We start from the raw sequence: 14,421 nt of genomic DNA, 5'->3' as shown, positions 1-14,421 counted from the left end.
TTTATTAAGTTTACCAGATAAATTATTTTAATGAAAAGAGGCACACTTATAATGAAACTAACTGAAGAAACGATTTCGAAAGAAACGATATATGATGGTCGTATTATTAAGCTAGAAAAACATCAAGTATCACTTCCAGATGGTCAAACGAGTGAACGCGAAGTCGTATTACATAATGGTGCAGTATCTGTATTAGCTATAACACCAGAAAACGAAGTATTAGTGGTGGAACAATATAGAAAGGCAATGGAAAAGACATTAATCGAAATTCCTGCTGGCAAATTAGAAATAGGTGAGGAACGTGAGTCAGCTGCGCATAGAGAATTAGAAGAAGAAACAGGATACGTTGCAGACAAACTCGAACTTATTGGTGAAGTTTATGGATGCCCAGGGTTCTGTAATGAAAAAGTAAGTATTTATATCGCGAAAGATTTAAAAGAAGGAAAAGTAAATTTAGATGAAGATGAATTCTTAAATTTAACAAAAATTCCAATCAATCAAATACATTCATTATTATCAGAACATAAAATTGAAGATGCCAAAACAATGATTGCCTTCCAATACTTATTATTAAATTATAATCATTCTAAATAAAAAGATATTTTTTCTTGCTTTTTGAGAAGATTATTGGTATTTTAGTATACGAATACATTACTAATTGATAATGATTATTTTTTAGAAAGAAGGTGTCAAGTTGGAAGAACGCATACAACGTGTGAAAGAACAATTACACAAAGCTTCCTACAAACTAACTCCGCAAAGAGAAGCGACAGTTAGAGTATTACTTGAGAATGAAGCCGATCATTTAAGTGCAGAGGATGTTTACCTAAAAGTTAAAGATAAGGCACCTGAGATTGGTCTCGCAACAGTGTATCGTACATTAGAACTTTTAGCAGAATTAAAAGTAGTCGACAAAATTAACTTTGGCGATGGTGTTGCTAGATTCGATTTAAGAAAAGAAGGGGCAAAACATTTTCACCACCATATGGTATGTATGGAATGTGGTGCAGTTGATGAAATCGAAGAAGATTTATTAGAAGACGTAGAACGTCGTGTTGAAAAAGAATTTAACTTTAAAATTTTAGACCATCGATTAACTTTTCATGGTATTTGTCATAGATGTCACGAAGAATAAATCTATAATGGACGTTACTAAATGAAGTTTTATACTGATTTTAGTGATGTCTTTTTTTATGGTAAAATAATGACAACAATGAGGTGAATTCATGGAACAAATCATAAATGAGTTTATAGATTTTATAAGATTAGAAAAAGGTTTGAGTCAAAATACAATCCAATCGTATCAAAGAGATTTAAAACAATATAACCAATACATAACTGAACATAAAATTAGTCATATAGACAACGTTGATCGTATTGTGATACAAAAATATTTTGCACATCTAAAACAAGAAGGTAAGTCAGCAAAAACAATTGCGAGATTGGCAGCAACGATTAGAAGCTTTCATCAATTTGCGATTAGAGAAAAATACGCTGTTAAAGACCCAACAATATTGATTGAAACGCCTAAATACGAACAAAAACTTCCAGATGTATTGAGTGAAGATGAAGTGAATCGACTATTAACATTTACACATATTACAAATCCTAGAGATGAACGAGACAGAACGATGCTTGAACTTTTATATGGCACGGGCGTTCGTGTAAGCGAATTGATTCAATTAAATGTAGAAGACGTCAATTTGACGATGGGATTTATTAGAGTGTTTGGTAAAGGTAATAAAGAACGAATCGTACCGCTTGGTGAGCATTTAATGGGTATTTTAAGAAACTACATTCAAGAAGTTCGACCAAATTTATTGAAGAAACATGTTACGGATATATTATTCTTAAATGCACGTGGTACAGCTTTAACGCGACAAGGATTTTGGAAAATACTAAAAAAAATCGGCTTAGAAAAAGGGATAACGAAAACTTTAACACCTCATACGTTAAGGCATTCTTTTGCGACGCATTTGCTTGAAAATGGTGCAGACTTGAGGGCAGTGCAAGAAATGCTCGGTCATTCCGACATTTCTACGACACAACTTTACACACACATCTCTAAGAAACAAATACGCGAGATGTATTTAATGTATCACCCTAGAGCCAAGAAGGAGAAGAAAAATGAAGAACAATAAACAACAACAAAATGAATCAAAAAAATATGTCACTTTAGCAATTTTATTAACATTTGCTGTCGCATGGGGTCTCATTTATTGGTTATTTATTGTCTAGCATGACGTTGCTTATATGCTGAAATACGACTTTCTATCACTTCAGTACGATCTCTTAGTAGATGATGGTGTTTAATATAATCTGATACATCTGTATTATAGTTAAATTCAAAATCATCAAAAGAACTTTCTAAAGCACGATAGCTTGCATCTGTTAAAGGTAGTTGAATATTTTCATAAGGATGACCTTGCTCAATGCGCATGATTTGTGAATGAATTAAAGATTGAAATGATGCTTTTTCAATACCTAAATGGCTAAAGTCATCATTTAATTCTGCAATTTGTAATGCTTTTTTATAAGTTTTTAGCGCACCTTTCGTATTATCACGTCTATAGTGGTAACATGCTGTAGAGAACAAAATTAAACTTACAATTGCATCATGTTTACTAAATTGAGTTTGATCTTTCCAATGATCTTCTAATATATCGTGACATTCAAAATAATGTCTTAAGACATGGAAATGATAGTGAAATGACATTATTTGTGTTTCCATTTAAAATCCCTCTCAGCATAGAATATTTATACGTAATCATGGTATAATAATTTTTAGATTTATGCACGTAAAAGGAATAGAAATGAGGAAGTTTTAAATGTATGAAGTAAAACTTGATGCCTTTGAAGGACCTTTGGATTTATTACTTCATTTAATACAAAAATACGAAATAGATATTTATGATATTCCAATGAAGGAACTAACCGAGCAATACTTAAGTTATATACATCAAATGAAAATATTAGAAATAAATGTAGCGAGTGAATATTTAGTGATGGCATCAGAGTTATTGATGATTAAAAGCAAATTATTACTACCTACACAACCATCAGATATTGATGAATTTGAAGATGATCCAAGGGACGATTTAGTTAGACAATTAATCGAATACCAAAATTATAAAGAATATGCTAAATTATTAAATCATAAAAAACAAGACAGAGAACAAATATTCATCAAAAAGCCAGCAGATTTATCCAAATTTGAAGCCGTTCATGACAAACGTGCACCTTTAGATTTAGATATGACGGATTTAATTATTGCATACCAACGTACTAAACGTAGACAAAGATTTAATAAACCTCAGAATGTCACAGTTAATGAAGATAGTTATACGATTGAAATGGCAACAGCTTCAATACAAGCACAACTTGCCCAACATAAGAGTTATAAATTTTTCGAAACATTACCTTCTGATTTATCTACAAATATATTGGTAACGTTGTTCTTGGCAATATTGGAAATGATGAAATTAAGACAAATTGATGTATTCCAACAATATCAATTTGGAGAAATAACTATAAATCGAGGCGTGAATTATGTCAGTGAGTAAATTAGGATTATTAGAAGGATTATTATATTCATTAGGTGATGAAGGCATTGAAATCAATCAGTTATGTGAGTTATTAGAATTAACACCATCACAATTAAAAGATTTAGCAAATGAATATGAACGCGAAACATTACAAATCATTTTTTACGGTAATAAATGCATTCTTACTGCAAAGCCAATTATGCATGAATATCTTGAAAAATTAATGATAGATAATATGAATACAAAATTATCACAAGCTGCGTTAGAAACATTATCTATTATTGCATACAATCAACCTGTTACAAGAAGCGATATAGAAGTGATACGTGGTGTGAATTCAGATGCATCTGTAAAAACTTTAATTGCTAAGGGTGTCGTTGAATCGAAACATAATGATCAATCTAGAAGCCAATTATTGTATACGACAGATTATTTTTTAAATGTATTTGGACTGACTTCTTTAGACGAATTACCTAAATCAACAAATGAAGAAAATGAACAAGAAGAAATGGATTTGTTTTTTAGTAGCATGAACGAAAAACAAAACAATGAGGAGCAATCATAATGAGTGAAGAATTAGAGAGATTACAAAAAGTTATTGCAAAAAGTGGATATACGTCACGTAGAAAAGCAGAAAAATTAATAGAAGAAGGACTTGTATATGTTAATCATAAACAAGTGACAGAACTTGGAACTAAAGTGAAAGATTCTGATTATATCGAAGTAGAAGGTATTCCATTAGAAATGCCAGATAAACTATATATTTTATTCCATAAACCAACAAAGGTAATTACAAGTGTATCTGACGATAAAGGAAGAGCCGTTGTAACAGATTATTTTAAAGATATTAAGACAAGAATTTTCCCCGTTGGTCGATTAGATTATGATACATCTGGTTTATTAATTTTAACGAATGATGGTGAGTTTACAAATTTAATGACGCATCCTCGTTACAAAATTCAAAAGAAATATGTAGCAAAATTAAAAGGCTATTTACTTAGAGAAGAAGTAAAACAATTGGAAAAAGGTATACAGCTAGAAGATGGATTGACACAACCTGCAATTGTAAAAGTAAAAAGTCAAGACAGAGAGCGTAATGTAACACATGTAGAAATTACGATTACTGAAGGTAGAAATAGACAGGTTAGAAGAATGTTTAGTCATTTTGGACATGAGGTCATTAAACTTACGAGAGTAGAATATGGTCCACTTAATTTAAAAGGCTTAAATGCTGGTCAGGGCAGAACATTATCACCTCATGAAATCAAAGTTTTAAGACATTTGGCACAAGAAGGTAAATAATCTGTAAACGTTCACAATAATGCCACTAATCTGCTTTTTAGTCATGATATACTAAACAAAACACCATAACATTGCATATGTATGGTTTTTTTATTGTGTTAGGGAGGATTTTAAATGAAGAAAAAACAGAAGACTGTACTTCAAATTGTTATAACAGCAGTAATCTTAATTGCAATTATATTTACAGTTTGGTCCAGTCTTACGAAAGATAAGGATAAAGTAGCGCAAGTTGGAGATGATGCGCCACTTTTTGAACTCCAAACAGTTGATGGGAAAAAGGTTAATTTAAAAGATTTACGTGGGAAAGGTGTTTTAATTAACTTTTGGGGGACTTGGTGTGAACCTTGTAAACGTGAAATGCCTGAGTTGGAAAGACAATATCAAAACTACAAAGACAAAGGTGTTGAAGTCGTTGCGATACATGTCAGAAATAATCCTCAACAAATCAAACAATATTTAAGTTCGTTAAAAGAAACACCAACATTCACAGTTGCGATGGATAACGATAATTTAGTAACAGATGCATATGGTATCAATCCATTACCAACTACGATAACGGTTGATAAAGATGGTAAAATAAAAACAAAGCATACTGGTGAACTTTCTAAAAAGCAAATCATAGAAGAAATGGAAAAGGTCAAAGTGAAATAGAGGGGGATTTAAAGTGAGCAACAAGCAAATTGTTTGTGAGTGCGGGCATAAGAACCCAGAAGGAACTCAATTATGCTTAAACTGTGGTCGCTTAATAAATGACGACTATGATAAGAAAAAAACAACCGACGTTATGCGTTACGATGGGCAAGCGATACGTTCGAAAACGAAAAACAGAACAATATTAGATCGCATATGGAATTTCTTCGCTTCAATCAAAACAGGTGTTACGTTACTCGTATTAACGGTTATTGCAGCTTCAATTGGAACAATATTCCCACAAGAATATTTCATTCCAATGAATGTGAATCCAGAACAATATTATTATGAACATTATGGTTCTCTAGGTTTACTATATTATAAACTTGGATTCCACAATTTATATAGTTCATGGTGGTTCTTAATTCTGTTAGGTTTAGTAGCATTCTCTATTATTACATCAAGTATTGATAGAGGGATACCTTTACATAAATCTTTGAAAAATCAAAGAACGAAAAAGCACAGTTCATTCTATAAACGTCAAAGATTAAACTCACATTCAGATGATCAAGTTAATCTAGATGAAATAAGTCAATCTTTTAAAGATAAAAGATACAAAGTTAAACAAGATGGGAATCATATCTTACTTGAAAAAGGACGTTTATCTAGATACGGTCCTTATATCAACCATACTGGTTTAATCATTTTATTATTTGGGGCAATGTTAAGATTTTTACCAGGCTTTTACTTAGATGATATGGTCTATGTGAAAGAAGGAGAAACTAAACCAGTACCTGGTACAGATAGAGGCTATTATATAAAAAATAATGACTTTATATATGAAGAATATGATCAAAAATCTCAATCCAATTCAAACCCTGAATCAATTGACCCAAGTTTAAACAAAATTGCTAAGAACTACGAAACAAAAGCTACTTTGTATAAAAACAGTCAAGAAGAAGTGATTGGGTCAGATGCTAATCTAAAAGAAGTCGCTTCAGATTCAATTAAAGTCAATCATCCGTTGAAATATGATCACTTACAATTTTATCAAAGTAGCTTTGACAACTCGTTGTTAAAAGATATGACATTTAACTTAAAAACAAAAGATGGTAAACCTTTAGGAAAACCATTTACAGTTAATTTGGAAAGTCCGAAAAAGACTTATAAAATAACAGATGATTTAACAGTTAAGTTAAGAAGTTATGCACCCGATTACGAAAAAATAGAAAATGGTGTACTTGCAACTAAATCTCCAAATCCAAATAATCCAGCTTTTGTGTTTGAAGTAACTGATAAAGGTAAACAATCAGAATTTAGTTTCTTAAGAATTAAAGAATCACAAGATATATCTAAAGATAATAAATACGATGTGAAATTTGCGAATGCAACAAATCAATGGGCAACAGTGTTGGCAGTGAAGAAAGACTTAACACTTCCAATATTATTTACAGGTTTCGTTATCTTCTTATTAGGTTTAGCAGTTGGATCATATATTAACCATAGACGTATTTGGATTAATACTGATAACGGTGAATTTAATATCGCTGCACATACAAATAAGAATTATTATGGTTTCTCAAAAGAGATTAACCAAGTCTTAGATAAACATCACATTTCACATATAGAAGATACTAAACAAGACATTCACGAAAGTAAGGAGGCAAACAATGGATAAAGATATGTTTTTAAATATTAGTAATATTAGTTTATATTCTGCTTTTATTTTATACTTAGTTGCGATTGTCCCATATTCATTTTCAATCCGTTCACCTAAGAAAAGAGCAGAAAAAGTAGGGGTGACATTAACTGTCATCGGCTTTGTATTACAAATTCTATACTTTATTACTAGATGGATTGCTGCGGGACATGCACCAGTAAGTAATATGTATGAATTCTTAACGATGTTTGGCATTATGATGGTAGGTGGCTTCCTCGTTATTTACTCTATATATAAGACACCTATTTTAGCGCTATTCGTATTACCAATTGCGATGTTGTTAATTGCATATGCAAGTATGTTCTCTAGAGATGTTTCGCCGTTAATTCCTGCGTTACAATCTAGTTGGTTAGCAATTCACGTTATAACAGTAACGATTTCATATGGTATTTTATCAATCAGCTGTATAGCAGGATTAATTTATTTATTTGCAGCTGTTAGTCCAGAAGAAAAATCTATACATAGTTTCTTTGTAGAAGTCATTATGTATTTCATTGTTATTGTAATTGGGTTTATATTAACAACGATTATTATGAAAGATATCGTTGGTTACGATGACACTTATTTCTTTATCGATAAAAATGATAATAACTCTGTTCAACATTATCATCTTCCAGCATTTGTAACACAACAAGATAGTTTACTTGTAGATCATGTTTCTGGTAGTGATTATGAACCAAAAGAAAGAACAGATATCTTAAAATGGAGCAAGATTGAATTACCTGCTGTTATCAATTCACAAAAATTAAACACAGTCGTTTGGTCAATTGTAGTTGGTACAGTCTTGTATGGTATACTAAGATTGATTTTGAAAGGCAAGACTTTGTTTAGTCTTATCAAACCACTTACGAAAAAAGTCAATCTATCCTTGATGGATGAAATAGGATATCGTTCAGTAATCATTGGCTTTCCATTATTTGCACTTGGCGGAATATTATTCGCTAGTATCTGGGCACAAATGGCTTGGAGTAGATATTGGGGCTGGGATCCTAAAGAAGTTTGGGCGCTTATAACATTCTTATATTATGCGATATTCTTACATTTAAGATTAGGTAAAGGTTGGGAAGGCAGAAAATCAGCATGGTTAGCTGTTGGTGGCCTTGCAATCATTCTATTTAATGTTATTGCCGTTAACTTAATAGTAGCTGGTTTACATTCTTATGCTTAAAAAATGCTAGAAGGGAGTCAACGAAGCATGACAGATCGTATTTTAGTAGTAGATGATGAAGATAGAATTCGAAAATTAGTTAAAATGTATCTCGAAAGAGAAGGTTATGAGACTGATGAAGCGGATAATGGCCAAGATGCCTTAGATAAAGCTTTAAATGAAGATTATGACTGCATATTGTTAGACTTAATGTTACCTGAAATAGATGGAATCGAAGTTTGTAAGAGAGTAAGAGAAACAAAATCAACACCTATTATTATGCTAACAGCTAAAGGTGAAGAAAATAATCGCGTTGAAGGTTTTGAAATTGGGGCAGATGATTATATCGTCAAACCATTTTCACCTAGAGAAGTTGTCTTACGCGTAAAAGCATTACTAAGACGTACAACGAATCATTCAATGGTTAATCAAACTAATACAGCTAAAGATTTAATTGTATTTGAAAACTTAGTCATTGATAATGACGCACATCGCGTATTAGCAGATCAAAAAGAAGTAAATTTAACGCCTAAAGAGTATGAATTATTATTATATTTAGCAAAATCACCTGATAAAGTGTTTGATAGAGAACAACTGTTAAAAGAAGTTTGGCACTATGAATTTTATGGTGATTTAAGAACAGTTGATACACATGTTAAAAGATTGCGTGAAAAGTTAAATAGAGTTTCTGAAGATGCTGCACAAATGATTCATACTGTATGGGGCGTCGGTTATAAATTTGAGGTTCCTGAATAATGAATCGGTTAAATAGTGTTGTTGTAAAACTGTGGTTATCTATTATTTTAATAGTAACGACAGTTTTACTTTTATTAAGCGGATTTCTTATAACTTTCTTACAATCTTATAATACATCTACTACAGGTGAAAATTTATATAATAATGCAAGCAAAATAGAACGATTATTGCTGAGCTCACATGAAAAAGAATCAGCGATTGATTATGCGAGAGAACTTGTTGAAGACCCAGCTGGACTCATTATCGTTAAAAATAGCGACGATTTAACAGCAAAGTCTGAAGATCCGTTAAAAGAAGTCATGATCAATGAGATCAGAACTAATCATGCATTCGACAAAGTATTTAATGAAGATAAACATGTATTGAAAGAAATCAATTTAACTTATAACGGTGAGAAACATCAATATATTTTATTAGGATATCCTTCTCAAGCTTTTCCTGAAGAAGATGCAGGTATCTTTTTATTCCAAGATATCAATTCCATCAAAGAAGCTCAAAATGTTGTCACACTGAGTATACTTGTTTCAGCCATTATATTATTAATCGTGAGTACGGTGTTCGCATTCTTCCTTTCAAACAGAATAACGAAACCTTTAATTCAACTTAAACACGCTGCCTTTAAAGTTGCTAAAGGGCACTACACTGAAAAAGTACCGATCTATACACGTGATGAAATAGGCGAGCTCGGTTTAGCATTTAATAAAATGAGTAAAGATATACGTACAAACATTGATGATGTTAAATCGAAAAACAATATACAAGAAAAACTCATTAATTCAATGATAGATGGTGTGCTAGGCATCAATGATAAGAATGAAATCATTATTTCTAACTCCAAAGCTGACACATTCTTAAATGAAGTAAAAGAGTTTGATCATGTTGATATATCTACGCAAAGAAATGACACATTTAAAGAAAAGAATACGCAGTTTTTCGAATACGAATTGGGTCATAAATATTATGTCGTGATATCAACATATATCGATAGCATTCAAAATGATGGTTCATCAGGTATAGTCGTAATCATTCGTGATATGACAGACGAACACCATATGGATCAAATGAAAAAAGACTTTATCGCAAGTGTTTCACACGAATTAAGAACACCAATATCTATGTTACAAGGTTATACTGAAGCAATAGTAGATGGTATTGTAACAGAGAAGAAAGACGTAGATGATTTCTTATATATTATTTTAGATGAGTCTAAGAGGTTAAGTAGATTGATTAATGAATTATTAGAAGTCGCAAAAATGGATGCTGAAGGTATTAAAGTTCATTTAGACGAATTTAATATTTCTACTTTAATGAACAAAATTGATACTAAATTCTTACCGCAAGCTAGAGAAAATGGTTTGAATTTATCCGTTAAACATATTGGAAATCTTACAAATTGGTATGGTGATAGTGATCGTGTCGAGCAGATTTTAACGAATTTAATCGATAACGCGATTAGATACACTCATCAAAATGATTCTATTAATGTCGTCTTTGATGATACGGATGAAGAAGACTTTGTAATAACTGTCCAAGATAGTGGCGTAGGTATTGCTAAAGAACATTTAGATCAAATATTTGATCGTTTTTATAAAGTTGACGCTTCTCGCACGAGAGGTAAACACGGAACAGGACTTGGTCTCTTTATCGTCCAAAAAATTATAGATGCACATCATGGAACGATTAAAGTCGATAGTAAAGAGGGTGAAGGTACTCAATTTACAATAACTTTACCAAAAGTTTAAATTGTTGAGTTATTTAGATGAAAATACCTGACCAATGTGCTAATATATATTTTGTAATTAAAACTAAATAAAAAAATTCATCTTCGGGGTTTGGTGAAATTCCATACCGGCGGTTAAAGCCCGCGACCCAATATATGTATGTATATTGGCTGACTTAGTGAAAATCTAAGGCCGACAGTTAAAGTCTGGATGGGAGAAGATGGAGGAAAAATCTAGTCTTGGCTAGGTTTATTTTGCGATAATTTTTCCTCCTATTCTTACGAGATGAATAGGAGGAGTTTATATGTCTAACGATAACAAAACAAAACGCTTACTTACTGTAAGTATGCTCATCGCAATCAGCTTTATTTTGATGTTTTTGAAATTTCCATTGCCATTTTTACCACCATATTTAACAATGGATTTCAGTGATATTCCTGTGCTTGTCGCAACATTTGCGTTCGGTCCAGTTTCAGGTATATTAGTAGCATTATTTAAAAACGTATTGAATTTCTTAATTGTGTCTCATGAACCAATTGGAAATACGGCTAACTTTTTAGCATCAATATGTCTCGTAATTCCAACTTACTATTTCTATCGCATGAAAAAAACAAAATTATTTATGGGATATGGATTAGCAGTTGGTACAATCTTGATGACAATTCTTATGAGTTTAATGAATTACTTTGTTCTATTACCTTTATACGGACAAATTATGAATCTTGCAGATATCGCACATAATTTAAAATTAATCGTATCTGCCGGTATTATTCCATTCAATTTAATTAAAGGTATTGTCATTTCAGTCATATACATTTTAATATTTGATAAACTTAAATCTATTATAAAATAAAGAAAGGCTAGGACCTCGCGTCCTAGCCTTTCTCATATATATTATTCGAACTTAAGTGCGTCTCCGTCGAATGATTCATCTGCTATTTTAATTGAATCTGTCGGACAACCTTCGAAAGCATCTTCCATATCTTCTAATAATTCCTCTGGTACAGCTTCAATTCCCTTATTGTCGTCTAGTATTACGTAGGCGATTCCCTCATCATCATAGTCGTAAATATCAGGGGCAGCTGCTCCACATGCGCCACATGCTATACATGTATCCATATCTACTATTGTGTATTTAGCCAAAATTTTCGCCTCCTTTAAAAAACATGCTACACTTATTATACATACTTATTTTAGTGATAACACTTATATATTTCAACATATTTATGTTATTTGAGGTGACTTATTTGAAACAGATTATACTGAAAACCCTTTCCATGAAGCATGAAAACAAAACTGATAAAAGTATTTATAATATTTTAATCGGTAAAAAGACCCATCAAACATATTTTGATGCAACAATTGAACATTTAAAATTGTATTATGGCTGTTTGCCAAATTTGAAATTTGAACAATTCGAACAAATTATTAACGAACCTATAGAACATATTGATGAGCCAATTATAGGCGACTTTTTCTATAGTCAGGCCATTCAATCTGTTAATACAATCTTATTATTAACTCAGATGATTAGTCAAAAAAAGCATAACCATTTAACGTATCAACCGATCATCAATGATAAAGAGATACAATTTAAAGCTAAAGAAATTTATGTACTTATTAAAGAAATAGGTGAAGATCATTTTATAGAAGAGATTTATCAATTATTTGAAGACATGAATACATACTTCCAAACAATTTATATTCACTATTTATTAGCAGGTTTTCGTGAAACACCGTATACTATAGAACAAATTTCATTGATTGAAGAAATTGGTATAATGGATTTAAGAGAACATTTAGTAGAAGAATATCAATTTATCCAAGTAGCGATACAAAATAAAGAACGTTACCCAATATTATCTCAGATAAACTATCAACCGCTGTTAAACCAACAAACGTTCACTACATACGAATTATTAAATCGCACATATGATATGGATCAACTCGCAAATATCAAACGTGTTAAGACACATACTATTCACGACCATATTATAGAGATGTACATTAAAGGTTATTTAAATGATAAGAATTTATATATTAGTGATGACCAATACGCAAGATTTGTAGAAGTTATTCAACAAACACCTAATCAAAATTTAAAATTTTACTATGAAGCGTTAAATGATTTTACATATTTCGAAATCAAACTCATGTATGTTTGTTATGCAATGGAGGGATTAAATGCTACAACAAGAACTTAAAAAGTATTTTGGATATGATCATTTTAGAAGTGGGCAAGAGGAAACAGTCCAAAACATATTAGACGGTCATGATGTGTTGAGCATTCTTTCAACTGGCGCTGGGAAAAGTTTGTGTTATCAATTGCCAGCTTATATAACAGGGGGCAGAGTGCTCGTTATTTCTCCACTTATTTCTTTAATGGATGATCAAGTCGTTCAAATGAAATTAAATGGTGAGAAGAATGCTGTTACAATCCATTCTGCTATTGATACAAAAGAAAGGGCAGACATATTTAGAAACTTATCAAATTATCAATTTATATTTTGTAGCCCAGAATTTATATATGAAGAACATAATTTTAGACGCTTTAAATCAATTGGTTTTAAATATATTGTCTTAGATGAAGCACACTGTTTAAGTGAATGGGGCTTTGATTTTAGGCCACACTATGCACTGATTTCAAAAGTCACACAATACTTTAAAGAAGCGCAAGTTATCGCACTGTCAGCAACATTGACAAATAAAATGATGGAAGATATAGAAATCATTACTAAGCGCCATTTTAAAATACATAAAGAAGGACTCAATCGTTCAAATATTATGTATCATCATGTTAATTTTGATAGTGAAGAAGAAAAAGATCATTATCTATTAGACGCATTAAAAGACTCAGGACCAACCATTATCTATGTATCATCTAAGAAGAAATGTCATGAATTAGCTGAAATGATTTATAAAGAAGGCTTTTTAACAGGGATATATCACGGAGATTTAAATTATCAAGAAAGAACAACTGTTCAAACTCAGTTTATCAATAACGATATTAAAATCATTGTCGCTACAAGTGCTTTTGGAATGGGTATTAATAAACAAGATGTACGAACCGTTATTCATTACCATTTACCTACGTCACCTTCAAAATATATACAAGAAGTAGGACGTGCAGGACGTGATGGCAAAGCTTCTCAAGCAATTAGTTTATTTACATCAAGTGATATTCATATTTTAAGCCATTTAGCTAATGAGCATGGAATTGATATAGATATGCTTAATTTATTCGAACAAGGGTATCAACTAAATGAGGAGATATCTAAAAATATCCAGTATCTTCTTGAATTATATCCACTTAACCAATTAAAAGAGAAAATCCAATCTGAGCAGAACCAAAAACAATATGCATTTAGTTTTATGAGAAATTATATTCAAATCGATACATGTAGACGCACATATTTAATGAACTATTTTAATGAACATGTGACTCAAGATAATCATTGTTGTGACAATTGTAAGAATGCAAATTTATTAAAATTACCAAATATAAAAGAAGTCAAATTCAAAACTTCTTATAAAAATAGATTAAATGCAATATTTTAATAGGATTGCTTTACTTGATAAGTTCAACAAGGATATAATAAA

General features: G+C 31.3%; 16 protein-coding genes and 1 riboswitch. Of the genes, 14 read left to right on the top strand and 2 right to left on the bottom strand.

Translation table 11 applies throughout. The features are described from left to right. The first annotated feature begins 51 nt into the window (after positions 1–51). The 3 genes from LQ694_RS00315 to xerD all read left to right on the top strand — a co-directional run bounded on the left by LQ694_RS00315 (position 52) and on the right by xerD (position 2,141). Entirely contained in the window at positions 52–594 is a 543-nt protein-coding gene (locus tag LQ694_RS00315; protein WP_196968281.1) for an NUDIX domain-containing protein, read from the top strand. 100 nt (positions 595–694) lie between these two features. Then, complete coding sequence (gene fur / locus LQ694_RS00310) at positions 695–1,135, top strand: ferric iron uptake transcriptional regulator (RefSeq protein WP_025907044.1); 441 nt, start codon at positions 695–697, stop codon at positions 1,133–1,135. A 91-nt stretch (positions 1,136–1,226) separates the two neighbouring features. Further along, a complete protein-coding gene (xerD, locus tag LQ694_RS00305) occupies positions 1,227–2,141 on the top strand; it encodes a site-specific tyrosine recombinase XerD (RefSeq protein WP_196968280.1) in 915 nt (304 codons plus the stop codon). An 86-nt stretch (positions 2,142–2,227) separates the two neighbouring features. Here the strand turns inward: xerD and LQ694_RS00300 are convergent, their stop codons facing one another. Then, on the bottom strand, positions 2,228–2,731 hold the full coding sequence (locus tag LQ694_RS00300; protein ID WP_048539759.1) for a DUF309 domain-containing protein: 504 nt from the start codon (positions 2,729–2,731) through the stop codon (positions 2,228–2,230). Positions 2,732–2,828: 97 nt separating this feature from the next. Between LQ694_RS00300 and LQ694_RS00295 the strand changes: the two genes are divergently transcribed. The 9 genes from LQ694_RS00295 (at position 2,829) to LQ694_RS00255 (ending at position 11,674) form a co-directional block, all read left to right on the top strand. Then, complete coding sequence (locus LQ694_RS00295) at positions 2,829–3,563, top strand: segregation and condensation protein A (protein ID WP_058611582.1); 735 nt, start codon at positions 2,829–2,831, stop codon at positions 3,561–3,563. Then, positions 3,550–4,110: an SMC-Scp complex subunit ScpB gene (scpB, locus tag LQ694_RS00290; RefSeq protein WP_048539761.1), complete on the top strand. Its 561-nt coding sequence runs from the start codon at positions 3,550–3,552 to the stop codon at positions 4,108–4,110. The genes LQ694_RS00295 and scpB overlap by 14 nt, the downstream gene beginning before the upstream one ends. After that, positions 4,110–4,847: a pseudouridine synthase gene (locus LQ694_RS00285; RefSeq protein ID WP_048539762.1), complete on the top strand. Its 738-nt coding sequence runs from the start codon at positions 4,110–4,112 to the stop codon at positions 4,845–4,847. The genes scpB and LQ694_RS00285 overlap by 1 nt, the downstream gene beginning before the upstream one ends. A gap of 114 nt (positions 4,848–4,961) precedes the next feature. Then, positions 4,962–5,498: a thiol-disulfide oxidoreductase ResA gene (resA, locus tag LQ694_RS00280; protein ID WP_058592335.1), complete on the top strand. Its 537-nt coding sequence runs from the start codon at positions 4,962–4,964 to the stop codon at positions 5,496–5,498. A gap of 13 nt (positions 5,499–5,511) precedes the next feature. Beyond that, positions 5,512–7,155: a cytochrome c biogenesis protein ResB gene (resB, locus tag LQ694_RS00275; RefSeq protein ID WP_058611581.1), complete on the top strand. Its 1,644-nt coding sequence runs from the start codon at positions 5,512–5,514 to the stop codon at positions 7,153–7,155. Then, entirely contained in the window at positions 7,148–8,365 is a 1,218-nt protein-coding gene (ccsB, locus tag LQ694_RS00270; protein ID WP_048539765.1) for a c-type cytochrome biogenesis protein CcsB, read from the top strand. The genes resB and ccsB overlap by 8 nt, the downstream gene beginning before the upstream one ends. Before the next feature lie 27 nt (positions 8,366–8,392). Beyond that, positions 8,393–9,100: a response regulator transcription factor gene (locus LQ694_RS00265; protein ID WP_025907062.1), complete on the top strand. Its 708-nt coding sequence runs from the start codon at positions 8,393–8,395 to the stop codon at positions 9,098–9,100. Continuing rightward, complete coding sequence (locus LQ694_RS00260; RefSeq protein WP_096791907.1) at positions 9,100–10,842, top strand: ATP-binding protein; 1,743 nt, start codon at positions 9,100–9,102, stop codon at positions 10,840–10,842. The genes LQ694_RS00265 and LQ694_RS00260 overlap by 1 nt, the downstream gene beginning before the upstream one ends. Positions 10,843–10,917: 75 nt before the next feature. Continuing rightward, positions 10,918–11,047: riboswitch (FMN riboswitch) on the top strand. 78 nt (positions 11,048–11,125) lie between these two features. After that, complete coding sequence (locus tag LQ694_RS00255; RefSeq protein ID WP_048539767.1) at positions 11,126–11,674, top strand: ECF transporter S component; 549 nt, start codon at positions 11,126–11,128, stop codon at positions 11,672–11,674. A 41-nt stretch (positions 11,675–11,715) separates the two neighbouring features. Here the strand turns inward: LQ694_RS00255 and LQ694_RS00250 are convergent, their stop codons facing one another. Continuing rightward, positions 11,716–11,964, bottom strand: coding sequence for a ferredoxin (locus tag LQ694_RS00250; protein ID WP_016913182.1), 249 nt, complete (start codon positions 11,962–11,964; stop codon positions 11,716–11,718). Positions 11,965–12,068: 104 nt separating this feature from the next. Here LQ694_RS00250 and LQ694_RS00245 point away from each other — a divergent pair, with 104 nt between their 5' ends. Together LQ694_RS00245 and LQ694_RS00240 are read left to right on the top strand one after the other, a co-directional pair. Then, positions 12,069–13,025 (top strand): helix-turn-helix domain-containing protein, encoded by a 957-nt coding sequence (locus tag LQ694_RS00245; RefSeq protein ID WP_096791908.1) that lies wholly within the window; start codon positions 12,069–12,071, stop codon positions 13,023–13,025. Then, positions 13,006–14,379: a RecQ family ATP-dependent DNA helicase gene (locus tag LQ694_RS00240; RefSeq protein ID WP_096791909.1), complete on the top strand. Its 1,374-nt coding sequence runs from the start codon at positions 13,006–13,008 to the stop codon at positions 14,377–14,379. The genes LQ694_RS00245 and LQ694_RS00240 overlap by 20 nt, the downstream gene beginning before the upstream one ends. Positions 14,380–14,421 lie beyond the last annotated feature (42 nt).

It is taken from the genome of Mammaliicoccus sp. P-M58 (assembly GCF_022386165.1).
Lineage (GTDB): Bacteria > Bacillota > Bacilli > Staphylococcales > Staphylococcaceae > Mammaliicoccus > Mammaliicoccus sciuri.
The sequence above is the reverse complement of the archived record's forward strand: the minus strand, read 5'-3'. Positions and strand labels throughout refer to the sequence as shown.

Coding starts and splice junctions, on each gene's coding strand:
- ccsB (WP_048539765.1), top strand. CDS start 7,148: ATGGATAAAGATATGTTTTTAAATATTAGTAATATTAGTTTATATTCT.
- LQ694_RS00295 (WP_058611582.1), top strand. CDS start 2,829: ATGTATGAAGTAAAACTTGATGCCTTTGAAGGACCTTTGGATTTATTA.
- LQ694_RS00300 (WP_048539759.1), bottom strand. CDS start 2,731: ATGGAAACACAAATAATGTCATTTCACTATCATTTCCATGTCTTAAGA.
- LQ694_RS00260 (WP_096791907.1), top strand. CDS start 9,100: ATGAATCGGTTAAATAGTGTTGTTGTAAAACTGTGGTTATCTATTATT.
- LQ694_RS00265 (WP_025907062.1), top strand. CDS start 8,393: ATGACAGATCGTATTTTAGTAGTAGATGATGAAGATAGAATTCGAAAA.
- LQ694_RS00315 (WP_196968281.1), top strand. CDS start 52: ATGAAACTAACTGAAGAAACGATTTCGAAAGAAACGATATATGATGGT.
- xerD (WP_196968280.1), top strand. CDS start 1,227: ATGGAACAAATCATAAATGAGTTTATAGATTTTATAAGATTAGAAAAA.
- LQ694_RS00285 (WP_048539762.1), top strand. CDS start 4,110: ATGAGTGAAGAATTAGAGAGATTACAAAAAGTTATTGCAAAAAGTGGA.
- scpB (WP_048539761.1), top strand. CDS start 3,550: ATGTCAGTGAGTAAATTAGGATTATTAGAAGGATTATTATATTCATTA.
- LQ694_RS00255 (WP_048539767.1), top strand. CDS start 11,126: ATGTCTAACGATAACAAAACAAAACGCTTACTTACTGTAAGTATGCTC.
- LQ694_RS00240 (WP_096791909.1), top strand. CDS start 13,006: ATGCTACAACAAGAACTTAAAAAGTATTTTGGATATGATCATTTTAGA.
- resA (WP_058592335.1), top strand. CDS start 4,962: ATGAAGAAAAAACAGAAGACTGTACTTCAAATTGTTATAACAGCAGTA.